This window comes from Streptomyces sp. NPDC002935 (assembly GCF_040611295.1).
In the GTDB taxonomy this organism is placed as follows: domain Bacteria; phylum Actinomycetota; class Actinomycetes; order Streptomycetales; family Streptomycetaceae; genus Streptomyces.
This window is the reverse complement of the sequence record NZ_JBEXNW010000008.1, coordinates 225,141-249,629: the sequence shown is the minus strand read 5'-3', so window position 1 is coordinate 249,629 and position 24,489 is coordinate 225,141. Positions and strand designations below refer to the sequence as shown.

23 protein-coding genes and 1 tRNA gene are annotated in these 24,489 nt (G+C 70.4%); 10 read left to right on the top strand and 14 right to left on the bottom strand.

Translation table 11 applies throughout. From position 1 onward, the window contains the following. Positions 1-85: 85 nt before the first annotated feature. The 5 genes from ABZX90_RS13750 to ABZX90_RS13730 all read right to left on the bottom strand — a co-directional run bounded on the left by ABZX90_RS13750 (position 86) and on the right by ABZX90_RS13730 (position 6,061). Positions 86-1,564: a penicillin-binding transpeptidase domain-containing protein gene (locus ABZX90_RS13750; protein ID WP_351124172.1), complete on the bottom strand. Its 1,479-nt coding sequence runs from the start codon at positions 1,562-1,564 to the stop codon at positions 86-88. Beyond that, positions 1,561-3,000 carry an FtsW/RodA/SpoVE family cell cycle protein gene (locus ABZX90_RS13745; protein WP_351124170.1) on the bottom strand — a complete coding sequence of 480 codons (1,440 nt, stop codon included), beginning with the start codon at positions 2,998-3,000 and terminating at the stop codon, positions 1,561-1,563. The genes ABZX90_RS13750 and ABZX90_RS13745 overlap by 4 nt, the downstream gene beginning before the upstream one ends. A gap of 27 nt (positions 3,001-3,027) precedes the next feature. After that, positions 3,028-4,593, bottom strand: a complete 1,566-nt coding sequence (locus ABZX90_RS13740) for a Stp1/IreP family PP2C-type Ser/Thr phosphatase (RefSeq protein WP_351124308.1) — start codon at positions 4,591-4,593, stop codon at positions 3,028-3,030. Positions 4,594-4,683: 90 nt separating this feature from the next. Further along, positions 4,684-5,208, bottom strand: a complete 525-nt coding sequence (locus ABZX90_RS13735; RefSeq protein ID WP_351124167.1) for an FHA domain-containing protein — start codon at positions 5,206-5,208, stop codon at positions 4,684-4,686. Between the two features lie 10 nt (positions 5,209-5,218). Further along, positions 5,219-6,061 carry a DUF3662 and FHA domain-containing protein gene (locus tag ABZX90_RS13730; RefSeq protein WP_351124164.1) on the bottom strand — a complete coding sequence of 281 codons (843 nt, stop codon included), beginning with the start codon at positions 6,059-6,061 and terminating at the stop codon, positions 5,219-5,221. Positions 6,062-6,638: 577 nt separating this feature from the next. On the opposite strand from ABZX90_RS13730, the gene ABZX90_RS13725 reads away from it, so the two are divergent. Beyond that, positions 6,639-6,722 (top strand) — tRNA-Leu (locus tag ABZX90_RS13725). Positions 6,723-6,972: 250 nt separating this feature from the next. Here ABZX90_RS13725 and ABZX90_RS13720 read toward each other — a convergent pair. Beyond that, positions 6,973-7,626 (bottom strand): NAD(P)H-dependent oxidoreductase, encoded by a 654-nt coding sequence (locus ABZX90_RS13720; RefSeq protein ID WP_351124161.1) that lies wholly within the window; start codon positions 7,624-7,626, stop codon positions 6,973-6,975. 162 nt (positions 7,627-7,788) lie between these two features. Here ABZX90_RS13720 and ABZX90_RS13715 point away from each other — a divergent pair, with 162 nt between their 5' ends. From ABZX90_RS13715 to ABZX90_RS13700, 4 genes are all read left to right on the top strand, one after another. Then, positions 7,789-8,160, top strand: coding sequence for a helix-turn-helix domain-containing protein (locus ABZX90_RS13715; protein WP_351124158.1), 372 nt, complete (start codon positions 7,789-7,791; stop codon positions 8,158-8,160). Positions 8,161-8,394: 234 nt separating this feature from the next. Next, on the top strand, positions 8,395-9,972 hold the full coding sequence (locus ABZX90_RS13710; RefSeq protein WP_355204532.1) for a DUF2252 domain-containing protein: 1,578 nt from the start codon (positions 8,395-8,397) through the stop codon (positions 9,970-9,972). 354 nt (positions 9,973-10,326) lie between these two features. Then, positions 10,327-11,127, top strand: coding sequence for a hypothetical protein (locus ABZX90_RS13705; protein ID WP_351124305.1), 801 nt, complete (start codon positions 10,327-10,329; stop codon positions 11,125-11,127). Positions 11,128-11,163: 36 nt separating this feature from the next. Then, a complete protein-coding gene (locus ABZX90_RS13700; RefSeq protein ID WP_355204530.1) occupies positions 11,164-11,511 on the top strand; it encodes a rhodanese-like domain-containing protein in 348 nt (115 codons plus the stop codon). Positions 11,512-11,522: 11 nt separating this feature from the next. Here the strand turns inward: ABZX90_RS13700 and ABZX90_RS13695 are convergent, their stop codons facing one another. From ABZX90_RS13695 to paaA, 6 genes are all read right to left on the bottom strand, one after another. Beyond that, entirely contained in the window at positions 11,523-12,656 is a 1,134-nt protein-coding gene (locus ABZX90_RS13695) for an acyl-CoA dehydrogenase family protein (RefSeq protein ID WP_351124150.1), read from the bottom strand. A 212-nt stretch (positions 12,657-12,868) separates the two neighbouring features. After that, positions 12,869-13,933, bottom strand: a complete 1,065-nt coding sequence (paaE, locus tag ABZX90_RS13690) for a 1,2-phenylacetyl-CoA epoxidase subunit PaaE (RefSeq protein ID WP_351124147.1) — start codon at positions 13,931-13,933, stop codon at positions 12,869-12,871. Continuing rightward, a complete protein-coding gene (paaD, locus tag ABZX90_RS13685) occupies positions 13,933-14,466 on the bottom strand; it encodes a 1,2-phenylacetyl-CoA epoxidase subunit PaaD (RefSeq protein ID WP_351124144.1) in 534 nt (177 codons plus the stop codon). The genes paaE and paaD overlap by 1 nt, the downstream gene beginning before the upstream one ends. Continuing rightward, on the bottom strand, positions 14,460-15,179 hold the full coding sequence (gene paaC / locus ABZX90_RS13680; RefSeq protein ID WP_355204526.1) for a 1,2-phenylacetyl-CoA epoxidase subunit PaaC: 720 nt from the start codon (positions 15,177-15,179) through the stop codon (positions 14,460-14,462). Before paaC ends, paaD begins: the two co-directional genes overlap by 7 nt. Beyond that, entirely contained in the window at positions 15,176-15,463 is a 288-nt protein-coding gene (gene paaB / locus ABZX90_RS13675) for a 1,2-phenylacetyl-CoA epoxidase subunit PaaB (protein WP_266760661.1), read from the bottom strand. Before paaB ends, paaC begins: the two co-directional genes overlap by 4 nt. Further along, positions 15,460-16,500: a 1,2-phenylacetyl-CoA epoxidase subunit PaaA gene (paaA, locus tag ABZX90_RS13670; protein ID WP_355204523.1), complete on the bottom strand. Its 1,041-nt coding sequence runs from the start codon at positions 16,498-16,500 to the stop codon at positions 15,460-15,462. Before paaA ends, paaB begins: the two co-directional genes overlap by 4 nt. 262 nt (positions 16,501-16,762) lie before the next feature. Between paaA and ABZX90_RS13665 the strand changes: the two genes are divergently transcribed. The 3 genes from ABZX90_RS13665 to ABZX90_RS13655 are packed head-to-tail and all read left to right on the top strand — an operon-like array spanning position 16,763 to position 19,694. Beyond that, complete coding sequence (locus ABZX90_RS13665; protein ID WP_355204520.1) at positions 16,763-17,719, top strand: DUF5819 family protein; 957 nt, start codon at positions 16,763-16,765, stop codon at positions 17,717-17,719. Continuing rightward, the gene (locus ABZX90_RS13660) at positions 17,716-18,948 is read left to right on the top strand and encodes an HTTM domain-containing protein (protein WP_355204517.1); all 1,233 of its coding nucleotides are present in this window, start codon (positions 17,716-17,718) and stop codon (positions 18,946-18,948) included. The genes ABZX90_RS13665 and ABZX90_RS13660 overlap by 4 nt, the downstream gene beginning before the upstream one ends. Then, positions 18,945-19,694 (top strand): TrmH family RNA methyltransferase, encoded by a 750-nt coding sequence (locus ABZX90_RS13655; RefSeq protein WP_355204514.1) that lies wholly within the window; start codon positions 18,945-18,947, stop codon positions 19,692-19,694. The genes ABZX90_RS13660 and ABZX90_RS13655 overlap by 4 nt, the downstream gene beginning before the upstream one ends. Positions 19,695-19,702: 8 nt before the next feature. On the opposite strand, the gene paaN is transcribed toward ABZX90_RS13655, so the two are convergent. After that, positions 19,703-21,415 carry a phenylacetic acid degradation protein PaaN gene (gene paaN / locus ABZX90_RS13650; protein WP_351124127.1) on the bottom strand — a complete coding sequence of 571 codons (1,713 nt, stop codon included), beginning with the start codon at positions 21,413-21,415 and terminating at the stop codon, positions 19,703-19,705. Positions 21,416-21,563: 148 nt separating this feature from the next. On the opposite strand from paaN, the gene ABZX90_RS13645 reads away from it, so the two are divergent. Then, positions 21,564-23,078: a 3-hydroxyacyl-CoA dehydrogenase gene (locus ABZX90_RS13645; protein ID WP_355204510.1), complete on the top strand. Its 1,515-nt coding sequence runs from the start codon at positions 21,564-21,566 to the stop codon at positions 23,076-23,078. Continuing rightward, positions 23,075-23,662, top strand: coding sequence for a TetR/AcrR family transcriptional regulator (locus ABZX90_RS13640; RefSeq protein WP_351124121.1), 588 nt, complete (start codon positions 23,075-23,077; stop codon positions 23,660-23,662). Before ABZX90_RS13645 ends, ABZX90_RS13640 begins: the two co-directional genes overlap by 4 nt. Positions 23,663-23,841: 179 nt before the next feature. Here the strand turns inward: ABZX90_RS13640 and ABZX90_RS13635 are convergent, their stop codons facing one another. Then, positions 23,842-24,342, bottom strand: coding sequence for an Lrp/AsnC family transcriptional regulator (locus ABZX90_RS13635; protein WP_351124119.1), 501 nt, complete (start codon positions 24,340-24,342; stop codon positions 23,842-23,844). Between the last annotated feature and the right edge of the window lie 147 nt (positions 24,343-24,489).

Below are 24,489 nucleotides of genomic sequence, written 5' to 3'. Positions count from 1 at the left end.
CGCCTACTGTGACCTGGCCAAGACCGTCACCCGTGACAGGACCGGTATCGCAACGTGCACCGATGTGAAGGGGACGTGAGCGGGGTCACTTCTTACTGTCGATGACTGCCTTCATCACGTCCCTTGCGATGGGGGCGGCGAGACCGCCACCGGAGATGTCGCCGCGGTTGGCGCTGCCGTCCTCGACGACCACGGCGATGGCGACCGGCGAGCTGCCGTCCGAGAGCTTCGCGTAGGAGATGAACCAGGCGTACGGCTTCTCGCTGTTGTCGACGCCGTGCTGGGCGGTACCCGTCTTGCCACCGACGGTGACGCCCTGCTCGTTGATCTGCGCCCGCTGGCCGGTGCCCTGCTTGACCACCGTCTCCATCATCGACTGGAGGACCTGCGCGTTCTCCTTCGAGAGCGGCTGGCTCAGCTTCTCGGGGTCCGTGTGCTCGATGACGTCCAGGTTGTGCGTGCTCAGCTCGCTGACCATGTACGGCTTCATCAGGGTGCCGTCATTGGCGACCGCGGAGGCCACCATGGCCATCTGGAGCGGGGTGGCGGCGGTGTTGTACTGGCCGATCGAGGACAGCGCGGTCTGCGACTTGTTCATGCCGTCGGAGAAGACCGAGGCGCTGGAGCGGATCGGCGTGAACTGCTCGGAGCCGAAGCCGAACTTCTTGGCCTCTTCCAGCATCTTGTCGTTGCCGAGGTCCGCGCCGACCTTGCCGAAGACCGTGTTGCAGGAGACCCTGAGCGCGACGCGCAGGGTGGCGTTCTTGCAGGGGAGGTCGCCCTCGTTGGGCAGCTTGGTCGTGGTGCCGGGCATGATCCACGGATCCGGCGATTCCGTCTTGGTGTCCGCGTCGGGGACGAGCCCGTTCTCCAGGGCGGCGGCCGCCGTGACGACCTTGAAGGTGGAGCCTGGCGGGTAGGTCTCGCGCAGCGCCCGGTTGAGCATCGGGTCGTCGGGGTTGTTCTCCTTCTTCAGCTTTTCCCAGGCCTTGGAGTCCGTGGTCAGGGAGTTGCCGGCGAACGTCGACGGGTCGTACGACGGCGTCGAGGCCAGCGCCAGGATCGCGCCCGTCTTCGGGTCGATCGCCGCGACGGCGCCCTTCTTGTCGCCGAGGCCCTCGAAGGCGGCCTTCTGCGCGGCGCCGTTGAGGGTGGTGACGACGTTGCCGCCCTGCTTCTTCTTGCCCGTGATCATGTCGAGCGTGTTCCGGAAGAAGAGCCGGTCGTCGTTGCCGGTGAGGATGCCGTCGTCGATCTTCTCGAGCTGGTTGGCGCCGAAGGCCTGCGAGGCGTAGCCGGTGACGGGCGCCCACATCGCGCCGTCCTTGTACGTGCGCTTGTACTCGTAGTCGCCCGTCTTGGACCTCACGGACCCGGTGATCGGGTCGCCGTCCACGATGATGTCGCCGCGCGGGGTGGCGTACCGCTCGATGTTCACGCGGCGGTTGGCCGTGTCGGTCCGCAGCTCGTCCGCTTTGACGTACTGGAGCCAGTTGTCGCGGATGAGCAGGGCGAGGACGAGCAGCCCGCAGAAGATCGCGATCCGGCGCAGGGGCTTGTTCACGGGCGGACCACCTGGGTCATCTCGGCGTCGGGGCTGGGGGCAGGGGCGGGTGCCGGGCGCCGGGCGGTGTCGCTGATCCGGATCAGGATTCCGATGAGGGCCCAGTTGGCGATGACGGAGGAACCGCCGGAGGCCAGGAACGGCATGGTCATACCGGTCAGCGGGATCAGGCCCATGACGCCGCCGGCGACCACGAAGACCTGGAGTCCGAAGGCGCCGGACAGACCGACGGCGAGCAGCTTGCCGAACGGGTCGCGGGCGGCGAGGGCGGTGCGGATACCGCGCTCGACGATCAGGCCGTAGATCAGCAGGATCGCCATGATGCCCGCCAGGCCCAGTTCCTCGCCGAAGGTGGCGAGGATGAAGTCGGAGTTGGCGGCGAACCGGATGAGTTCGGAGTGGCCCTGGCCGAGGCCGGTGCCGAGGGTGCCGCCGGAGCCGAAGGCCCACAGGGCCTGCATGGCCTGCTCGGAGTGGACTCCGGGGGCGCCCGACTGGCTCAGCTTGTACTCGCGCAGGGGGTCGAGCCAGGCCTGTACACGCGTCTGGATGTGCGGTTCGAAGCTCGCCACACCGACGGCGCCGACCGCGGACATCAGCAGACCGAAGACGATCCAGCTGGTCCGCTCGGTGGCGACGTACAGCATGATGACGAACATTCCGAAGAACAGCAGCGACGTACCGAGGTCGGTCTCGAAGACCAGGATGAGGATCGAGATCGCCCAGACGACGATGATCGGGCCGAGGTCGCGGCCGCGCGGCAGGTACAGGCCCATGAAGCGGCGGCTGGCCAGGGCGAGCGCGTCGCGCTTCACCATCAGGTAGCCGGCGAAGAAGATCGCGAGGACGATCTTCGCGAACTCACCGGGCTGGATGGAGAACCCGGCGACCGAGATCCAGATCTTGGCGCCGTAGAGGTTGGCGCCGAGACCCGGGACCAGCGGCAGCAACAGCAGGACCAGGGCGCCGACCATGGAGATGTAGGTGTAGCGCTGCAGGACGCGGTGGTCCTTGAGGAAGATCAGCACGACGACGAACAGGCCGATGGCCAGCGCGGTGTACAGCAGCTGGCGTGGTGCCGCGTTGCCCGCCTGGTTGATCGACTGGAGCAGCTTGGACTGGTCGAGCCGCCAGATGACGACCAGGCCCAGTCCGTTCAGCAGCGTGGCCAGCGGCAGCAGCAGCGGGTCCGCGTACGGAGCGAACTTCCGTACGACGAGATGGGCGACGCCGGCCAGCAGGCCGAGGCCCAGGCCGTAACTCAGGAGGCCGGCGGGTACCTCGTCGTCGATCGCCAGGCCCACGTTGGCGTAGGCGAACACCGGGATGAGGACGGCGAACACCAGCAGGGCCAGCTCGGTATTACGTCGGCTCGGTGCGCCGATCGATCCGATCGTGGACGTGTGGTGCGTCGGCGTGTTCGTACTGCTGCTCATCGTGTGACAGGGCCCCTCACGGCTTTCTTACTGCTTACCGCACAGCGAGACCAGCTTCTGCTCCTCGACGGAGAGGCTGGGGCCGGGTGTGGGAGTGGGTGCGGTCGTGGACTTGGAGGACGAAGGTGCCGAGTTCGACGGGGTCGGGCTCGGGGTGGACGTGGCCTTGGACGTCAGGGAGGTCTTTGTGGTTCCCGTGGTCCCACCGGCCTCGCCCTCACCGGTTTTCGCGTTGTTCTCGCTCTCGGCGGTGCGGCGCTGGGCGTCCTTCTTGCACGCGGAGGCCTGCACGGCGAGCTCGTCGATCTTCGACTTCGCGTCGGTGAGACCGCCTTCGGCGATGGTCTCCTTGACCTGCTTCTGCTGGTACGGCGGCAGGTACTTGAGTTCGATCTCGGGGTGATCCTTCTCCACCTTCGAGAGCGAGACCCAGGCGAGGTCCTGGCTGATGCCGCGGTACAGCGCGACGTGCTCGCCCTTGGTGCCGACGTAGTACTGCGTCTGCGTCCAGCGGTAGCCGCCGTACAGGCCGCCGCCGAGGACGGCGAGCGTCAGGACGATGTAGAAGGATCTCTTCAGCCACTTGCGTCCGGTGCGCGGCTTGACGAAGTCCTCGTCCGAGTAGTCGCCGAAGCCTGTGGACACATAGCCGGTGGTGTCGCCGCTGCCGGGCGGGCCGAACTCGCCGCCGCCCTGTCCGGGCACGGGCCGGCCGAGGCCGGAGGCGCGGCCTGCGGGGGTCTGCATGGCGCCGTTGTCGTGCAGCTGGTGCTGGTTCTCGGCGACCGCTCCGACCACGACGGGCGTGTCGGAGAGCTGCGCGGCGAGGGTGTCACCGGAGTCGATGTCGAGGACGTCGGCCACGATGACGGTGATGTTGTCCGGGCCGCCGCCGCGCAGCGCGAGCTGGATGAGCTCCTGCACGGTCTCCTGCGGGCCCTGGTAGCTGGCGAGGGTGTCTTCCATCGTCTGGTGGGAGACGACGCCGCTCAGGCCGTCGGAACAGATCAAATAGCGGTCGCCGGCGCGGACTTCGCGGATGGAGAGGTCGGGCTCGACATGGTCGCCGCTGCCCAGCGCGCGCATCAGCAGGGAGCGCTGCGGGTGGGTGGTGGCTTCCTCCTCGGTGATGCGTCCCTCGTCGACGAGGCGCTGCACCCAGGTGTGGTCCTGCGTGATCTGCGTCAGGACGCCGTCCCGCAGCAGGTAGGCGCGGGAGTCGCCGACGTGGACGAGGCCGAGGCGCTGGCCGGTCCACAGGAGGGCGGTGAGCGTGGTGCCCATGCCCTCCAGTTGCGGGTCCTCCTCGACCATCAGCCGGAGCTGATCGTTTGCGCGCTGCACGGCGGTGCCGAGCGAGGTCAGGATGTCGGAGCCGGGTACGTCGTCGTCGAGCGCGACGATGGTGGAGATCACCTCGGAACTGGCGACCTCACCGGCGGCCTGACCGCCCATCCCGTCGGCGATCGCGAGCAGGCGGGGACCGGCGTAGCCGGAGTCCTCGTTGCCCTCGCGGATCATGCCTTTGTGCGATCCGGCGGCAAAGCGCAGTGACAGACTCATGCGCACCTCGCCCGTCGGCTCCGGGTACATCCGCACGGTGCCCACCCTCCGGTCGGGAGCGCGCCGGGGTCCTTCGTGTGGACCGCCGCTGCGTGCTCGCTCCGCTCGCTCATTGTCGTACTACTTCCGCAGCTCGATGACGGTCTTGCCGATGCGGATCGGCGCACCCAGCGGAATGGGCGTGGGCGTCGTCAGTCGGCTCCGGTCGAGATACGTGCCATTGGTGGAGCCGAGGTCTTCGACGATCCACTGGCCGTCCCGGTCCGGGTAGATCCTGGCATGCCTGCTGGACGCGTAGTCATCGTCCAGCACGATGGTGCTGTCGTGCGCGCGGCCCAGGGTGATGGTCTGCCCCTGGAGCGCCACGGTCGTACCCGTGAGGGTGCCCTCCGAGACGACCAGCTTGGACGGCGCACCGCGACGCTGCCGGCCGCCGCCACCTGGCGGCGGCTGCTGCTGGCGCTGCTGGGGCGGCGCGGCTTGCCGCGCGGCCTGCTGAGGCCTTGCGGCCTCTCTGCGCGAGCCGCGCTGTGTGACACGCGTTCCGAACAGGTCGCTGCGGATGACCTGCACGGCCACGATCACGAACAGCCACAGTACGGCCAGGAAACCCAGCCGCATGACCGTGAGGGTCAGCTCTGACATTGCCCCCGCTTCACCCTTCGGCTTGCCGGTAAATGATGGTGGTGCTGCCCACGACGATCCGCGAGCCGTCGCGGAGCGTAGCGCGGGTGGTGTGCTGCCCGTCCACCACGATGCCGTTGGTGGACCCTAGATCCTGGATCGTCGAGGGCGTTCCGGTCCGGATCTCACAGTGCCGGCGCGATACGCCGGGGTCGTCGATCCGCACGTCGGCTTCGGTGCTGCGGCCCAGCACCAGCGTCGGGCGGGAGATCTGATGGCGTGCGCCATTGATCTCGACCCAGTGCCGCATACGGCCGCCTGCCGCCGGGCCGGCCGGGGGTCGGGCACCCAGGGGTGCCGCGCCCGGACGGCCGCCGGGCGGCGGCGCGGACGGCATGGGAGGAGCGGCCGCGGGCGGGTAGCCGTAGCCGCCCGCCGCTCCGCGGGGAGCCGCCGGGGCGGGGCCCGCGGGGGCACGCTCGGGGGACTGCTGGCTGGTGGAGGAGGCGAGCGTACGGCTGCGCACCCGGTACAGACCGGTGTCGAGGTCGTCCGCCTTCTCCAGATGGACCTTGATGGGGCCCATGAAGGTGTAGCGCTGCTGCTTGGCGTAGTCGCGGACCATACCGGCGAGCTCGTCGCCGAGCTGGCCGGAGTACGGGCTGAGACGCTCGAAGTCCGGCGTGCTCAGCTCGACGATGAAGTCGTTGGGGACGACGGTCCGGTCGCGGTTCCAGATCGTGGCGTTGTTGTCGCACTCGCGCTGCAGCGCTCCGGCGATCTCCACGGGCTGGACCTCGGACTTGAACACCTTGGCGAAGGTGCCGTTGACCAGACCTTCGAGACGTTGCTCGAACTTCTTCAGGACTCCCATGGGGCACCTCCTCCTTCGTTGCCGCCCTGGTACAGCTTGCTGTCGTCTTCCTGATCCTGCTGGCCTTGCTGGTACTGCTTACTGATCGTATCCACGCGTCGGGAAATCGGCTGGTTCCCCCTGTCGGCCCGGTCGACGGGTTGTCGACGCCTTCCGAAGTCCCCTCCGCACGTTCCCTGAGAGGTACCTCTTCGAACTCTTCCCGGCACTACTCCTGCCATGGATCGTAGAGGCGCCCCGCGACCAGTGTCCCGCACCTGACTGTGCGGCCCGTCCGGCTACTGGGGAGATGGGCAGGACCGGTACGAGGTTGATACGTGAACCGGTTCTGTCCGAGACGTGTGATGCGCGTGAGGTGTTCGCGCGTGGGACGGCCGGCGCGGGAGCCGGTGCCCTGCGGGGTGCGGGGCCGGGCGGGGCAAGGGCCCCGGGCCTGGGGATGCCGGGCGTGGGGCGGGGAATGCCGGGTGCGGGGGGCACCGAAAAGGGATGTGATTCCACCCCTGACAGCGTGCTAATCTTCTGGATGTCGGCAGGCGCTCGCACCGCTAGGTGGGAGACGGACGACACACCCAATGCGCGGGTGGCGGAATAGGCAGACGCGCTGGATTCAGGTTCCAGTGCCCGCAAGGGCGTGGGGGTTCAACTCCCCCCTCGCGCACAGCTGAAAGCCCCTCAGGTCTTCGATCTGAGGGGCTTTCGCGTTGTCCGGGACGATTCAGGTGCCGTTCCCCCGTGGTCGCGTGATGTCGTGCGTCGGGGAGTGCCGGCGCGACGAGAACGGCCGGGGCCACTGTGAAGTGTGACGATGCTCTCAGGCGGCGTAGCCCCGCAGGGCCGGGTGTCCGGCCCTGCGGGGCTCTTTGCCGTATCCGGTGGGCGGAGCGGCCGGGGTCCGTCGGGTGTCGTGGCTATGCGGCGAGGCGCTCCGCGACCTGCTTGGCCTTGGCAGCCGCGTCGTCGAGCGCCTTGCTGCGGGACGCCTCGAAGAGCGGGACCAGCTCGGTCATCGCCGGGTTGTGCGGGGCCATGGTGAGCTCCGGGACGATGAAGTCGACGTCGAGGCCGAGCATGTCGCTCAGGACGGCTTCCAGGTAGTTCTGCACGTACTCGAAACCCTCCCGCGGAGTGCCCGGCGCGTACGAACCGCCGCGGCTGGCGACGACAGTGACCGGGGTGCCCTTGATCTTGGAGTCCTCGGTCATGGCGGTGCGCCCGATGAGGACGACGTTGTCCAGCCATGCCTTGAGGGTCGAGGGGATGGCGAAGTTGTACATGGGGGCGCCGATCAGGATCGCGTCCGCGCTCTCCAGTTCCTCGATGAGCTTCACGCGCGCGGAGAAGGCCTCGGCCTGCTCGGGGGTGTGCGCGTCCGGGGCGGCGAAACCGGCGGTGTGGGCGTCGGCGGTGATGTGCGGCACGGGGTGCGCGGCGAGGTCGCGGTAGACGACCGTGCCGTCGGGGTGCTGCTCCTCCCAGGCCGCGCGGAAGGCGTCCGTCACGGCGCGCGAGGTGGAGGCGCCGTCGGGGAAGACGGAGGAGTCGATGTGGAGGAGGGTGGCCATGGGGATCTCCAGACAAAAGGGATGTATCGGGTTATGAGCCGGGGCCCGGGGAGGGCGGCCGAGGGGAGCAGCCCCGAAGGGCTTCTCTTTCGTTCCTAACTAGAGATAACACAGTTACTTACTTTTTTTCATCCCCTTGTGTGGACGCAGTACCCTGAGCTCATGGCAGAACCGGGAAGCCACGACGCGGGGCCGTGCCAGAAGGTCGACGACGGCATGACCCGTGTCTTCACGCTGCTCGGAAAGCGCTGGACGGGTCTCGTAGTCGCGGTTCTGATGCAGCACCCCGTCCACTTCGCCGATCTGCGCAGGGCGATCCCCGGTATCAGCGAGCGGATGCTTTCGGACCGGCTCACCGAACTCGGCGTGGCCGGCCTGGTCGTGCGCGAGGTCAACGAGGGTCCCCCGCTGCGGGTTTCGTACCGCCTGACAGAGGCGGGCGCGGCGCTGGAACCCGCGCTCAAGGAACTGGGTTCCTGGGCGGAGACGTATCTGCCGGAGAGCGGACCGTGTCCGGGGCAGCTGCGTAAGTAGGCCTGGAGCAGCAGTCCGGGACGTGAGCGCACTCTCTTGAGCCGTCCTCGGGGTTGCCGCGCCCCTTGCCACGCCCCTTGCCGCACGGGCGCCGCAGGTCGGGGCGCATGGGCGGCCGCGTGCGCGGCTTCCTCTCCGGGTACCGATGGAGTTGTCCACAGGGTCTGACGCGTTTTCCCGACCGGCTGTACGGTCAGCACGAGTTGATGTTCGTGCGCGGGGGAGGCGGTCGTGATGGCCGAGGTCGATACAGCGGGTGCGGAGCGGCAGGCAGGGCAGGCGGGGCCGACGGGGCAGGCCTCCGGCCAGGTGAGCCGAGCCGAGAAGGTGCCGCGGGACCACGTCGGTCGGCGGCTCGAAGCCGGGTCCGAGGCGGAGTCCGGAGGGCGGCCCACGTCCGAGGGCCCGTCGGCGGCCGAGGCGTTCGGGGCGCGGGGATTCGCTGTTCCGGGGTTCGCCGCCTGGCCGGTGAAGGGCTCGCCCAAGGAGGAGGGGAAGGCCCTGCGGTCGCGGGTGCCCCGCGGAGCGCACGCCGAGCTGACGGTGGACGCCGACCGGCCGGACGCCGTGACCGCGGTCGAGGAGTCCAACCGGGGCCGGCTCCCCGAGCTCACCCCGATACGGGTCGGCAGGATGGCGGCCACGCCGTTCGCGTTCCTGCGCGGTTCCGCGGGCCTCATGGCGTACGACCTCGCCCGCACCCCCATGACCGGCATCAGCGCCCAGATCTGCGGTGACGCGCACGCGGCGAACTTCGGTCTGTACGGAGACGCGCGCGGCGGCCTCGTCATCGACCTGAACGACTTCGACGAGACGGTGTACGGCCCCTGGGAGTGGGACCTCAAGCGGCTCGTCACCTCGCTCGTGCTCGCGGGCCGGGAGGCCGGAGCGGACGAGGACACCTGCCGTGCCGCCGCGCACGACACCGTGGGCGCGTACCGCCGCACCATGCGCCTGCTGGCCAAGCTGCCGGTGCTGGACGCGTGGAACGCCATCGCCGACGAGGAACTGGTCTCGCACACCGACGCGCACGATCTGCTCGGCACGCTGGAGCGCGTCTCCGAGAAGGCCCGGGCCAACACCAGCGGGCGGTTCGCCGCCAGGTCGACGGAGGCCGTGGAGGGCGGTGGCCGGCGGTTCGTGGACGCGCGGCCCGTGCTGCGCCGGGTCCCCGACGAGGAGGCGGCCGCGGTCGCGGCTTCCCTGGACCACTATCTGACGACGCTCTCCGAGGACCGGCTCCCGCTCCTCGCCCGCTACGCGGTGCACGACGTCGCCTTCCGGGTCGTGGGAACCGGCAGCGTCGGTACCCGCTCGTACGTCGTGCTGCTCCTGGACCATCGCGGCGAAGCCCTCGTCCTCCAGGTCAAGGAGGCCCGCGCCTCGGTGCTGCTCCCGCATCTCGCGACCGCAGGCCACCGGATGCCCGAGGTGGCTCACGAGGGCCGCCGTGTCGTGCTCGGCCAGAAGCGCATGCAGGTCGTCAGCGACATCCTCCTCGGCTGGACCACGGTCGACGGCCTGCCCTTCCAGGTACGTCAGTTCCGCAACCGCAAGGGCAGCGTCGACCCCGCAGCGCTGGCCGCCGACCACATCGACGACTACGGCCGCATGACGGGGGCTCTGCTGGCCCGCGCCCACAGCCACAGCGCCGACCCGCGCCTCATCTCCGGCTACTGCGGCAAGAAGGAGGAGCTGGACAAGGCCATCGCGTCCTTCGCCGTCGCCTACGCGGACCGCACGGAGGCGGATCACGCGGCTCTGGTGGCGGCGGTCCGCAGTGGGCGGATCGCTTCTGAACCGGGGGTGTGATCGGGGGAGTACCAGTGGGGTCTTTGGGGCTGTTGTGGCCGGTCAGGTGGCTGTAGAGGTGGGGAAGGCAGTGAGCGGCGGGGGAGTGTGGCCTACGCTGGTCGGGTGACGACCCCGGAAGCCGATCAGAGCCAGTCCGAGCCCACCCTTGAGGGGGGCCGGGAACAGTCCGGTGCCCCGGAGGACAAGACGCCCCAAGCCTCCCCCGGCGACGACGGCGGCATCCCGGACGCACAGGGCGCGGAGGCCACCTCCGGCGCCGGGGATCTCACCGGGAGCGAGGCCCACGCCGAGGCTCGGGGCGAGGCCGACGGCGAGGGCCGGAGCGAGGTTCAGGCCGACGAGGGACCGAGCCTGCCGCAGGCTGAGGCTCCCCGGCCCGAGGAGCGGCTCGAGCGGGCTGTGCGGGCGGCCGAGCAGGCGTTGATCGAGTTCGAGATCGCCGTGGAGACCTTCCGCGTCGAGGTCGACAACTTCTCCCGGCTGCATCACCAGAAGCTCGGTCCGATGTACTCCCGCCTCGACGAGCTGGACGCCGAGATCGCCGAGGCGCGGGCCAGGCGCACCGGCGACGCGGAGGACATACGCAAGGCCCACGAAGCCCGGGGGCGGGTCATGCCCATGCCCGGCGTGGAGGAACTGTTCCACGGCTGGATGGACTCGGAGGGACTGTTCCCCGAGGCCGTGGCGATGCTCACGGACCAGCCCGTGCGGCCCCCGCAGCGGGTGCGCCCCAGCGAGGAGGCCCGCAAGCTCTTCCGCGAGCTGGTCCGCAAGGCCCACCCCGACCTGGCGCAGGACGAGGACGAGCGCAAGCGGCGCGACGAGTTCATCGCCCGTGTGAACGCCGCGTACGCCAGGGGCGACGAGCCGCTGCTGCGGGAACTGGCCGAGGAGTGGGCCGCCGGCCCCGCGCCCGAGGAGTGGAAGCCGAGCCGCAGCGAGGAGCTCTACGCCCGCCTCGAATGGCTGTCCCAGCGCAAGGAGATGCTCACCTTCGCCGCCCGCGAGCTGGAGGAGAGCGCCATCGGCGCCATGCTCAAGCTGGCTCCGGAAGACCCGGACCGGCTTTTGGAGGAGATCGCCGAACAGCTGCTGACGCAGGTCGGCGAGCGCGAGATCGAGCTCGCGGAACTGATCGGCCAGGCTCCCTGAGCTTCCCCGTCGGCGCGGTCGGGTAGCGTCGGAGGCATGAGTTTCGGAGCTGGTGTGCCCACGGTCGGGGTCGACAATCTCGCGGTCGACGACTTCCTGCTGGACGTCCGGGAGGACGACGAGTGGGAGGCAGGTCACGCCCAAGGGGCGCTGCACATCCCCATGAGCGAATTCGTCGCCCGGTACGGCGAGCTGACCGAGTCGGCCCCGCAGGACGGCCGGGTCAACGTGATCTGCCGCTCCGGTGGCCGTTCGGCCCAGGTCACGCAGTACTTGGTCCAGCAGGGCATCGACGCCGTGAACGTCGAAGGCGGCATGAACACCTGGGAGGCCGCGGGCCGCCCGGTCGTGAACGACAAGGGCGAGCCCGGCTTCGTTCTGTAGCCGCTGGAGCCTCACCCCAGTGAGTGCGCCGCCAGCAGATCGCCCAGGGCCTCCTCGTGTGCCGCCGCCGGGCCGAGCGACAGTTCCAGGTGCTTGGCCCAGGCGTGGTACCGGTGCAGCGAGTAGTCGGTGTCGGCGCCGAACCCTCCGTGCAGATGCTGTGCGGTCTGCACGACCCGGCGTACTCCTTCGGACGCCCAGATCTTGGCGACGGCCACGTCACCACAGGCCGGGAGCGCACCTCCGGCTCCCGTGCCGATCCGCCAGGCGGCCTGCCAGAGCGTCGCCTCCATCGCCCGCAGGTCGATATAGCGGTCGGCGGCCTGTACCGCGACCGCCTGGAACGTGGCGACCGGGAACCCGAACTGCTCCCGCTTGCTCGTGTACGCGCTCGTCATCCGGAGCACGGCCTCGCCGAGCCCGAGCGCCAGCGCACATGTGCCGGTGGTGAGCAGATCGCGCAGCCACTCCCAGGCCCCCTCCGCGTCGATGACGTCCCGGGAGGCGATCCGTGCGGACTCCAGCCGCACTTCACCGAGCCGCTCACCGGTCGTGGAGATCTGCTCGGCGAGTACGGCCCCTTCGTGGTCGCGGGGAACCAGGGCGAGCACGGTCCGGTCGGCGTCCGTGTGCGCCGGTACGACGACGAAGTCGGCGTTGTGGGCCCAGGGGACCGCTGTCTGCACACCGTCGAGCACCCACGCGGCACCGTCCTGCCGCGCGGTCACGGCCCGTTCGGCCGGGTCGTGACCGGTCCTGCCGTTGGCGGCGACGGTCAGCACGAGTTCGCCCCGGCCCGCCCGCGCCGGCAGCTCCGCCTTCAACTCCTCGCCGCCGTAACGCTGTACGGCCGCCGCGGCCGCGCTGTTCTCCAGCAGCGGCACCCGTGCCAGCACCTTCGCCGACTCCCGCAGCACCAGGCACAGCGCGACCGCGTCGAGGCCCGCCCCGCCGGAGGCCTCGTCGAGCAGCAGGCTCAGCAGGTCCGCGTCGGCGAGCCTCGACCACAGGACCCGGTCGAAGTCCTCGGCCACGGCGCCCGCGGTGAGCGCGGGACTGGGCACCCCGTCCGGGGAGACCCCGGCGAACACCGCCTTCGCCGCCTCGACCGCCGCCTGCTGCTCCTCGGTGAAGGTGAAGTCCACGATCCCGTCCTCCCGCGCACGCACCGGACCAACGACCAGACAGGACGCCTGATCTGACGGTGCGTCAAGATAGAACAGGTTCTACGAGAAGGGAACGGCAGGTGACTGGTCACCCGCCTGCCGGGCTGGACTCCGGCCCCTGCCCAACGGGCCCGAGCGGTCGAAGTCCAACCTTTTCCGGCATCAGCGGTCGACGTCCAACCTCCGCGGCCTCAGCGGTCGAAGTCCAGCTCCACCTTCTCCGTGGCCGGATGCGACTGGCAGGCCAGTACGTAGCCGGCCTCCGTCTCCTCCGGTTCCAGCGCGAAGTTGCGGTCCATCCGCACCTCGCCCGCTACGAGGAACGCCCGGCAGGTGCCGCACACGCCGCCCTTGCAGGCGTAGGGCGCGTCCGGACGGTTGCGCAGCACCGCGTCCAGCAGCGACTCACCGTCCTGGACGGGCCAGGTGCCGCCGCGTCCGTCGAGCCGTGCTGTCACCGTGCTGTGCGCGGGGGCCGGTACGGCGGAAGCGGTCGTGGTGCCGGCGTCCACGTGGAAGATCTCCTCGTGGATCCGCGTCCGGGACACCCCGAGCCCGCGCAGTGCCTGCTCGGCGCCCTGTACGAGCCCCATCGGCCCGCACAGGAACCATCCCGCCACCCGGTCCACGGGCAGCAGCGCCGGAAGCAGCCCGGTCAGCCGCTCCTGGTCGAGCCGACCGGACGGCAGCCCGGCCTGCTGCTCCTCCCGGGAGAGGACCGTCACCAGCTGGAACCGTTGCGGATAGCGGTCCTTGAGGTCGGCGACCTCCTCCAGGAACATCGTCGAGGCCGACGTACGGTCGCTGCGTATCAGGCAGAACCTCGCGTCCGGCTCCCGCGCCAGCAGCGTCGAGACGATCGACAGCACCGGGGTGATCCCGCTGCCGCCCACCACCGCCGCGTACAGGCCGGCCGACGGCTCCAGCGTGAAGCGTCCCGCCGGAGTCATCACCTCCACCTCGTCGCCGACGGCGATCTCCTTGAGCGCGTACGTCGAGAACGCGCCGCCGTCGACCAGGCGCACACCGACCCGCAGTGTGCGCGGCCCCTCGCCGCCGGGCTCCGGTGCCAGCGAGCAGATGGAGTACGTACGGCGGGTCTCCGTGCCGTCGACCGTGCGGCGCAGCGCCAGATGCTGGCCGGCGGCGTGCCGGTAGTCCTCGCGCAGCTCCGCGGGAACCGCGAAGGTCAGGGCCACGGAGTCGTCGGTGATCCGGTCGACCGCGGCCACCGGGAGCGGGTGGAAGCGGGCCATCACAACTCCTTGAAGTGGTCGAACGGTTCGCGGCAGGACAGGCAGCGGCGCAGCGCCTTGCACGCGGTGGACGAGAAGCGGCTGAGCAGCTCGGTGTCGGCCGATCCGCAGGACGGGCAGCGGACGGGCTCCAGTTCCGGCTCGGCGGTGACCGTGCGGGTCGGTCCCAGGCCGAGCGGCACCGGGCCCGTGGGACGCCCGCCGCGCGGCGGGGCTATCCCGAACTCCCGCAGTTTGCGGCGGCCTTCGTCCGAGATGTCGTCCGTCGACCAGGCGGGACTGAGCACCGTACGCACGGTCACCTCGCGTATGCCGTGCTCGTGGAGCACCCGCTCGATGTCCATGGACATGGCCTCGACGGCCGGACAGCCGGTGTAGGTCGGGGTCAGCTCGACCTCGACGGAGTCCGCGCCGCGGACATGCACGGCGCGCAGCACGCCGAGCTCGTCCAGGGTGACCACGGGCAGCTCGGGGTCGAGCACGGAGCCGGCCAGTCTGCGCAGCTCCTCCTCCAGGGCGGTCGCTGTCACCATGACGCCCCCGGGTGGCTGCGGTGCAGATGCTGCATCTCGGCGAGCATCCGTCCGAAGGACTCGGTGTGCAGACCCTGGCGTCCGGCGCCCGCCGTCCACGCCCCGGACATGGGTCCCTCGGGGACCGACAGCGTGGCACGGCGCAGGACGGCTCCCACGGACTCCAGCCAGGCGGCCCGCATCCCGTCCCAGTCGATGTCGACGCCCTCGATCGGCTGGAACATCTCGCCGGTGAAGCGCCACAGCGCGTCGCAGGCCCGGCTCATCCGCTCATGGCTGACGTCCGTGCCGTCGCCGAGGCGCAGCGTCCACTGCTCGGCGTGGTCCTGGTGGTAGGCGACCTCCTTGACGGCCTTCGCGGCGAGGGGTGCGAACTCGCTCTCTTCGGCCGCCAGCTGCGTGTAGAGAAGTCGCTGGTAGGTGGCGAAGTACAGCTGGCGCGCGATCGTGTGCGCGAAGTCGCCGTTCGGCTGCTCGACGAGCTGGAGGTTGCGGAAGGCGCGCTCCTCGCGGAGATACGCCAGTTCGTCCTCGTCACCGGCCAGGGACAGCAGGACCCGGGCCTGGCCGAGCAGGTCCAGCGCGATGTTGGCCAGGGCGACTTCCTCTTCGAGGACGGGCGCGTGGCCCGCCCACTCCCCCAGGCGGTGCGAGAGCACCAGGGCGTCGTCGCCGAGGGCCAGGGCCGCCGCGGTGTTCACGGTGAGAGTCACAGGTGCTTCACCCCTTCCGGGATCTCGTAGAACGTCGGGTGGCGGTACGGCTTGTCCGCCGACGGATCGAAGAACGAGTCCTTCTCGTCGGGCGAGGAGGCCGTGACGGCGGTGGAGGGGACGACCCAGATCGAGACGCCCTCGCCGCGGCGCGTGTACAGATCCCGCGCGTTGCGCAGTGCCAGCTCGGCGTCCGGCGCGTGCAGGCTGCCGGCGTGGGTGTGCGAGAGTCCGCGGCGCGAGCGCACGAAGACCTCCCACAGCGGCCAGTCGGTGTTCGTCATGCTCGGGTCGCTCCTGTCTCACCGGTCGTGCTCGCGGAGCCGCCGGCCCCGCTCGTGTGCTTGTCCGCGTAAGCCCCTGCGGCCTCCCGTACCCACGCGCCCTCCTCGTGGGCGCGCCGGCGCTGGGTGATCCGCTGTTCGTTGCACGGGCCGTTGCCCTTGAGGACCTCCCAGAACTCCGTCCAGTCGATGGCGCCGAAGTCGTGGTGGCCCCGCTCCTCGTTCCACACGAGGTCCGGGTCGGGCAGGGTCAGGCCGAGGGACTCGGCCTGGGGCACGGCTATGTCGACGAAGCGCTGGCGCAGCTCGTCGTTCGAATGGCGCTTGATCTTCCACGCCATCGACTGGGCGGAGTGCGAGGACTCGTCGTCGGGCGGGCCGAACATCATCAGGGAGGGCCACCACCAGCGGTCGACCGCGTCCTGCGCCATCGCGTGCTGCTCGGGGGTGCCCTGGCTCAGGGCCAGCAGCAGCTCGTACCCCTGGCGCTGGTGGAAGGACTCCTCCTTGCACACGCGGATCATCGCGCGCGCGTACGGACCGTACGAGCAGCGGCACAGGGGGACCTGGTTGGTGATCGCGGCGCCGTCCACGAGCCAGCCGATGGCGCCGACGTCCGCCCAGGTCAGCGTCGGGTAGTTGAAGATCGACGAGTACTTCTGGCGGCCGGAGTGCAGCTTGTCCAGCAGCTCTTCGCGGCTGGTGCCGAGGGTCTCGGCCGCGCTGTACAGATACAGCCCGTGTCCGGCCTCGTCCTGGACCTTCGCCATGAGGATCGCCTTGCGGCGCAGCGAGGGCGCGCGCGTGATCCAGTTGGCCTCCGGCTGCATGCCGATGATCTCGGAGTGGGCGTGCTGCGCGATCTGGCGGACCAGGGTGGAACGGTAGGCGTCGGGCATCCAGTCACGGGGCTCGATGCGTTCGTCCGCCGCCACCGCGGCGTCGAAGACGGCCCCGTATGCCGCTGTGCGCGCCGCTTCGTCGGCGGCTTCATCCGCCTGTGTGCGGGCCGTGTGGTGCGCTGATGCTGTCGCCATGCGGTCCCCCTCGACCTCTCTCTCCCGACCGACCGATCGTTCGGTTCGCTCGCATCAATGGTCGGTCGAGCGCCGTATGGTGTCAACCGCTGTGGATAACCTCATGCGCGTTGGCGTGGCCGTTGTGACGTATGGGGCTGTGCCGGACGGTCGGGTCTGAGTACGGTTCGCTTGCGAACGTCGTGGTGCGGTGCGACGTGGCGGTACGGTGCCCGCAGCCCGGCGGCCGGCAGTCGCATTCGGGATCGTGAATCGGGGCGGGATGGACGCGAACGACGAGGGCTCGAAGCCGGAGCCGGGTCCGGACGCACTCGAGGGTGTTGCGCCCGAAAGGCCCGAGGCCGCCGCGCCCGACCATGTCATCGGCGGCACGACGCCCCCCGACGAACCGGCGGCCGACGAGTCGGCGATCCACGAGCCCGAGACCGATCATCCGACGACCGAGGAGCTTGCTCCGGACGTCGAGGGGACCGAGCCCGAGCCGGTCGTTCATGTGGCGTCGGATGCGACCGAGCCCGAGCCGGTCGTTCCTGTGGTGCCGGAGGAGCCCGAGGCCCCCGCAGGCCTGGCGGCCCTCTCGCTCGGCTATCAGATCGCCGCGGCCCTCGCCCTGGCCGTCGTGGCCGTCGTCTCCTGTGTGCACCTCGGCATGGTGTTCCTGCATGTGGCGCCCTCGAACACGTTGACCAAGCAGCACGGCCACGCGATCGACGAGTGGATCTACCCCGAGTTCGAGCAGAACTGGAAGCTCTTCGCCCCCAACCCGTTGCAGCAGAACATCAAGGTCCAGGTCCGCGCCATGGTCCGCACCGAGGACGGCACCAGTCGCGAGACCGGCTGGTACGACCTGTCCGCGCTCGACGGCCTCGCCATCGACGGGAATCCGCTGCCGAGCCACACCCAGCAGAACGAACTGCGCCGCGCCTGGGACTTCTACCTCGGTACGCACGACGCCGAGAACCGCCCCGCGGGCCTGCGCGGCGACCTCTCGGAGCGCTATCTGCGCCGCATCGGCGCGCTGCGTCTGGACCGTGAGCACGCGGGCGGCGAGGGCGCCGTCGTCGAACGCGTCCAGTTCCGCTCCCTCACCACCGACGTGCCGCCTCCCGAGTGGAGCGAGGAGAAGGTGTCCGACCAGCCGGTCGTCCGTGAGCTGCCCTGGTGGGCCGTTCCCGAGAGCGATCACGCCGACGCGCTGACGGAGGCGAGCGCCCGATGAACCGATTCGCTGCGACGGTCTCGCGCGGCATCGCCCGTGTCACGGAGTCCGCCCTCGGCCCGTACCAGAGCGCCGTGATCCGCATCGGCTTCGCCGCCACCTGGCTGCTGTTCCTGCTGCGGGAGTACCCCCACCGCCAGGAGATGTACGGACCCGACGGACCGTGGAGCTGGGACCTCGCCCAGCAGCTCGTCGCGAGCAACCATGCCTTCACGGCACTGATGTGGTCCGACAGCCAGGTGTGGTTCGAGATCGTCTACGTCCTCGCCGTCGTCTCCGCCGCCCTGCTGCTGGTGGGCTGGCGGACCCGCGCGATGTCCGTGCTCTTCATGATCGGCGTGCTCTCCCTGCAGAACCGCAGTGTCTTCATGGGGGACGGCGGGGACAACGTCCTCCACCTGATGTCGATCTACCTGGTGTTCACCCGGTGCGGCCAGGTGTGGTCCGTGGACGCGCGGCGGGAGCGTCGCGCACGCGAGGCACGCGCGCGTGGCGAGTGGACCGGGCCCGGCCGAGGGGGGCCCTTCCTGTGGGGAGTGTTCGGCGTCCTGCTGGCGGCGGCGACCGGCGCGGGCCGGATCGAGTGGGGCTTTCTGGGCGGCTGGTTCACCTTCTTCTGGGGGCTGTGGGCGGTGCACGCCCTGTGGTGGACCGTCGGCCGGGCCGCGCGCACGGCGAAGCCGCGCATCCTCCTCGATGTCGTCGCCAACCTCGTGCACAACGCGGCCCTGATGATCATCATGGCCGAGGCGTGCCTGATCTACGCGACCGCCGGCTGGTACAAGATCCAGGGATCGCGCTGGCAGGACGGCACCGCCGTCTACTACCCGCTCCACCTGGAATCGTTCTCGCCCTGGCCGGCCCTGTCCGACCTGCTGTCCGCGCACGGCACGATCGTGATGCTGGTGACGTACGGGACGGTCGCCGTACAGGTCGCCTTCCCCTTCACCCTGTTCAACCGGCGGGTCAAGAACGTCCTGCTGGCAGTCATGATCACCGAGCACGCCATGATCGCCGTGGTCCTCGGACTGCCGTTCTTCTCGCTCGCGATGATCGCCGCCGACGCCGTGTTCCTGCCCACGTCCTTCCTGCGGCGACTCGGCGGAGGGGTGGCACGCGCGCGGGGCAGGCTGTTTCCCGCCGGCGGCCGTACGGTGCCCGGGCCCAGGGCGCCCCGGGCGGGCGTTCCGGAGGAGCCCGAGCACACGCACGTAGGCTTCACCGCATGAACGACCCGGTACGCGCATGGCGTCAGCTCGCCGACGGCTCCGTCCTGCTCGACGGCTTCCACGCCCTCAAGCACGCGGTGCGCTTCGGGGCGCGTGTCCCGGTCGCCGTCACCACCGACCGGCGCGCTGCCCTCGCACTGGCCGACGAACTCGCCCCCGACGTACGCGGCGTTCTCGACGAGCTCCTGACCGAGATCCCGGAGGCGACGTACACGGCGCTCGTGCCGCGTCCGCACCCCACCTCGGTGGCCGCTCTCGCCGTACGTCCCTCCCGCGCCGCCAACCTGGAGATGCTGGCCCGCGCGCCCCGCACCACGCCCGTCGTCGTCCTCGACAATCCGCGCAACCTGGGCAACGCGGGCGCCGTGATCCGGCTCGCGGCGGGCTTCGGTGCGACCGGGGTGGTCACGACGGGCACCCTCGACCCCTGGCATCCCACGGTCGTACGCGGTGGGGCGGGCCTGCACTTCGCGACCGCCGTGGAGCGACTGACGGTGGACGAACTGCCGCCGGGCCCGGTGTTCGCGCTCGACCCGGAGGGCGAGGACATCCGCGGGTCGAAGCTTCCCGACGACGCCCTGCTCGCCTTCGGCTCGGAACGCAGTGGTCTGTCCGCCGAACTACGGGACCGGGCCGACCACTTGGTGTCCCTGCCGATGCGCCCCCAGGTCTCCAGCTACAACCTCGCGACCAGTGTGGCCATGACGCTGTTCCACTGGAGCGCCACCGGGGGCGCACCGGTTTAGGCAGGGGCTCACGCCTCGCGGCGCACCTCGACCACCCGGAAGCGGTTCGCCACGAACGCGCCGTCGCACAGGGCCGCGTTGGCCGCTGCGTTGCCGCCCGAGCCGTGGAAGTCCGAGAACGCGGCCGTCTGGTTGACGTAGACCCCGCCCGTGAGGTTCAGGGAGAGCTGGGCGCACTCCTCCAGACAGGCCTCCTGCACGTCGCGCTCGACCGCCTCGTCGGTGGTGTACGCGCCGACGGTCATCGCGCCCTTGTCCCTGATCGTGCGCCGCAGCAGCTCCACGGCGTCCGCCGCCGAGTCGACCGCGACGGCGAAGGAGACCGGCCCGAAGCACTCGCTCATGTAGGCCGCCTCGTCGGCGTTCTCGGGGTGCTCCCAGTACTTGCGGGCGCCGTCGAGCTTCACGATCACCGGCGAGCGCACGACGGCGCCCGGGAACTCGGGGTTGTCGATCTGCCGCGAGGGCAGGGCGACTTCGCCGAGTCCGGCGGCCGCCTCCAGGCGGGCCTTCACGTCCGGGTTCACGATGGCGCCGAGCAGTCCGTTCGCGCGGGCGTCGTCTCCGAGGAGTCCACCGACCGACTTCGCGAGGTCCGCGACCACCTCGTCGTACGACTTGTGGCCCTCGTCCGTGCCGATGCCGTCGCGGGGGATCAGCAGGTTCTGCGGGGTGGTGCACATCTGGCCGCTGTAGAGCGACAGGGAGAACGCCAGGTTGGACAGCATCCCCTTGTAGTCGCCGGTCGACTCCACGATCACCGTGTTGACGCCGGCCTTCTCCGTGTAGACCTGCGCCTGGCGGGCGTTGGTCTCCAGCCAGTCGCCGAACGCCGTGGAGCCGGTGTAGTCGATGATCCGGATCTCGGGGCGGGTGGCCAGCGTCTTCGCGATGCCCTCGCCGGGACGCTCGGCGGCCAGCGCCACCAGGTTCGGGTCGAAGCCGGCCTCGGCGAGCACCTCGCGCGCGACCTGCACGGTGAGCGCGAGCGGCAGCACCGCGCGCGGGTGGGGCTTCACCAGGACCGCGTTGCCGGTGGCCAGGGAGGCGAACAGGCCCGGATAGCCGTTCCACGTCGGGAAGGTGTTGCAGCCGATCATCAGCGCGATACCGCGCGGGACCGGCGTGAACTGCTTGGTCAGCGCGAGCGGGTCGCGCTTGCCCTGGGGCTTGGTCCACTCCGCGGTGTCAGGGGTGCGGACCTGCTCCACGTACGCGTACGCCACCGCCTCCAGGCCGCGGTCCTGCGCGTGCGGGCCGCCCGCCTGGAACGCCATCATGAAGGCCTGGCCGCTGGTGTGCATGACCGCGTGCGCGAACTCGTGGGTGCGGTCGCTGATCCGCTTGAGGATCTCCAGACAGACGACGGCGCGGATCTCCGCGCCCGCGTCGCGCCAGGCACGCATCCCCGCGCGCATGGCGGGCAGCAGGGCGTCGATGTCCGCGTGCGGGTACGTGACACCCAGCTCGATGCCGTACGGCGACACCTCGCCGCCGACCCAGTCGTCCGTGCCGGGCTGGCCCAGGTCGAGGCGGGTGCCCAGGAGGGCGTCGAAGGCGGCCTTGCCCTCGGCCATGCCCAGGCTGCCGTTCTCGCCGTAGGCCTTGGGATGCTCGGGGTGCGGGGACCAGTACGCGCGCGTGCGGATCGCTTCCAGCGCCTGGTCGAGGGTGGGCCGGTGCTGGGAGATCAGCTGGTGCGCGGTGAGTTCAGCGGCCATCAAGGACCAACTCCTCGTCTCAAGAGCTCTTCGTCGAGCTCGCGAGCTGGGCAGGAATGGACAGTCAGGGTTAGAGTAACCGAACGATCGGTCGGGACAAGGGGGTCCGCCGCATCTGTGGAAAACCCCGTGCGGGAGGATCGCGCACATGACAGCAATCGACCTCAGCAGCCCCGTGGCAGTCGTCGGCACCGGCACCATGGGCCAGGGCATCGCCCAGGTCGCGCTGGTGGCGGGCCACCCCGTGCGGCTCTACGACACGGTTCCCGGGCGTGCCGAGACGGCGGCCGAGGCGATCGGCGCCCGTCTCGACCGGCTCGTCGCGAAGGACCGGCTCACCGGCGCCGAACGTGACGCCGCGCGCGCCCGGCTCCAGCCCGCCGCGAGCCTCACCGACCTCGCGGACTGTGCGCTCGTCATCGAGGCGGTACTCGAACGACTCGACGCCAAGCAGCAACTGTTCAGCGACCTCGAGGACATCGTCGGGGACGACTGCCTGCTCGCCACCAACACTTCCTCGCTGTCCGTCACGGCCATCGGCGGCGCCCTGCGCAACCCGGGCCGTCTCGTCGGGCTGCACTTCTTCAACCCGGCGCCGCTGCTGCCCCTCGTGGAGGTCGTCTCCGGGTTCGCGACCGACGTCACGTCGGCCACGCGCGCGTACGAGACGGCCCGCGCCTGGGGCAAGACGCCCGTCGCCTGCGCGGACACGCCCGGTTTCATCGTCAACCGCATCGCGCGGCCCTTCTACGCCGAGGCCTTCGCGGTCCACGAGTCCCAGGCCGCGGACCCCGCCACCATCGACGCCGTCCTGCGCGAGTCCGGCGGCTTCCGGATGGGCGCGTTCGAGCTCACCGACCTGATCGGCCAGGACGTCAACGAGTCCGTCACGCACTCCGTGTGGCAGTCCTTCTTCCAGGACGTGCGCTTCACGCCCTCGCTCGCCCAGCGACGGCTCGTCGAGTCGGGCCGGCTCGGCCGCAAGACGGGACACGGCTGGTACGACCACGGGGACGACGCCGAGCGGGCCGAACCGCACACCGCGGAGAAGGCGCAGCCGCCCGCGTACGTCGTCGCCGAGGGCGACCTGGGCCCCGCCGCCGATGTCCTCGGTCTGATCCGCGAGGCGGGTATCCAGGTCAGGGAGGACGAGGAGGACCACGGCACCCGCCTGGTGCTTCCGAGCGGCGGCCAGCTGGTCCTCGCCGACGGCCAGACCTCGGGCGAGTTCCGCGACGTCGTCTACTTCGACCTCGCCCTCGACTACCGCAAGGCCACCCGGATCGCCCTGTCGGCGTCCCAGGACACCGCTCCCCAGACGCTCTCCGAGGCCATCGGTCTCTTCCAGGCGCTCGGCAAGGACGTCAGCGTGATCGGGGACTGCCCCGGCATGATCGTCGCCCGCACCGTGGCCCGGATCGTCGACCTCGCCCACGACGCGGTCGCCAAGGGCGTGGCCACCGAGGAGGACATCGACACCGCGATGCGCCTCGGCGTCAACTACCCCCTCGGCCCCTTCGAATGGAGCCGCAGGCTCGGTACGAGCTGGTCCTACGACGTCCTGGACGAGCTGCACGTACGCGACCCCTCCGGGCGCTACGCGCCGTCGCTGGCGCTCTACCGCCAGGCGTACGCCACCGGGAAGCGGGAGGGCACCCAGTGACCACCGCCAAGCGGGACACGTACACCCCCGAGACGCTGCTCTCCGTCGCCGTCCGGGTCTTCAACGACCGCGGCTACGACGGAACCTCCATGGAGCACCTCTCCAAGGCGGCCGGCATCTCCAAGTCGTCGATCTACCACCACGTCTCGGGCAAGGAGGAGCTGCTGCGGCGCGCCGTGAGCCGGGCGCTGGACGGCCTCTTCGGGATCCTCGACGAGGAGCACGCGCGCGTGGGGCGTGCCGTGGAGCGCCTGGAGTACGTCGTACGGCGCATGGTCGAGGTGCTCACCTCCGAGCTGCCCTACGTGACGCTGCTGCTGCGGGTGCGCGGCAACACGGCCACCGAGCGCTGGGCCCTGGAGCGGCGCCGCGACTTCGACCACCGGGTCGCCGAGCTCCTGAAGGCCGCTGCCGCCGACGGGGACGTACGCGGCGACGTGGAGGTCCGGCTCGCGACCCGGCTGGTCTTCGGAATGATCAACTCGCTCGTGGAGTGGTACCGGCCCGACGCGCGGGGCATGGGCGCGCGGGAAGTGGCCGACGCCGTGGTCGTGCTGGTCTTCGGAGGGCTCCGGCGGGAGTAGCGGGGCTCAGGGAGTCCGGCGGGGTCGGGCTCCGGCGGTCGGGCCCCGGCAGGTTCAGGCTCCGGCGGCAGCCGTGCGCGGCCCTCGGAGTCCGGCGGGGGCGCGGGCTCGGACGGGAGCCGTGGGTCCCGGGAGCCCCGGGAGCCCCGGGAGCCCGGGAGCCCGGGAGCCCGGGGAGGTCAGCCCTCCGGCTCCAGGTCCTCCTCCTCGAAGACCAGCAGCGTCCGGCTGCTGAGCACCTCCGGGATGGACTGGAGACGGGTGAGCACCAGCTCGCGCAGCGCCCGGTTGTCCGGCGTGTGCACCAGCAGAAGGACGTCGAAGTCGCCGCCCACCAGAGCGATGTGCGAGGCCCCCGGGAGCACCCTCAGCCGCTCCCGCACCGTCCGCCAGGAGTTCTGCACGATCTTGAGGGTGATGTACGCCGATGTGCCCTGCCCGGCACGTTCGTGGTCGACCCGCGCGCCGAAGCCGCGGATCACGCCGTCCTCGATGAGGCGGTTGATCCGCGCGTAGGCGTTGGCCCGCGACACATGGACCCGTTCGGCCACGGAGCGTATGGAGGCGCGGCCGTCCGCCTGGAGCATGTGCAGGATGTCCTGGTCGATCGCGTCGAGCGGACGGGCGGGCGGCGCGACCGTGCCGGCCTCCGGCGGCTCGGCCATTTGTTCAGGTGCCATGTCCCCCCGCCTCCCTACCATGGACGTACTGCGTCCATCTCAGGCTCTGCAGAACCGTTTGTCCACAGCCTGGCGGTGCCTGTAGCCAAAATGTGCCGACGACCGAACAATCGGTAGGTGGGGCGCATCACACCCGTGACGCGCCTG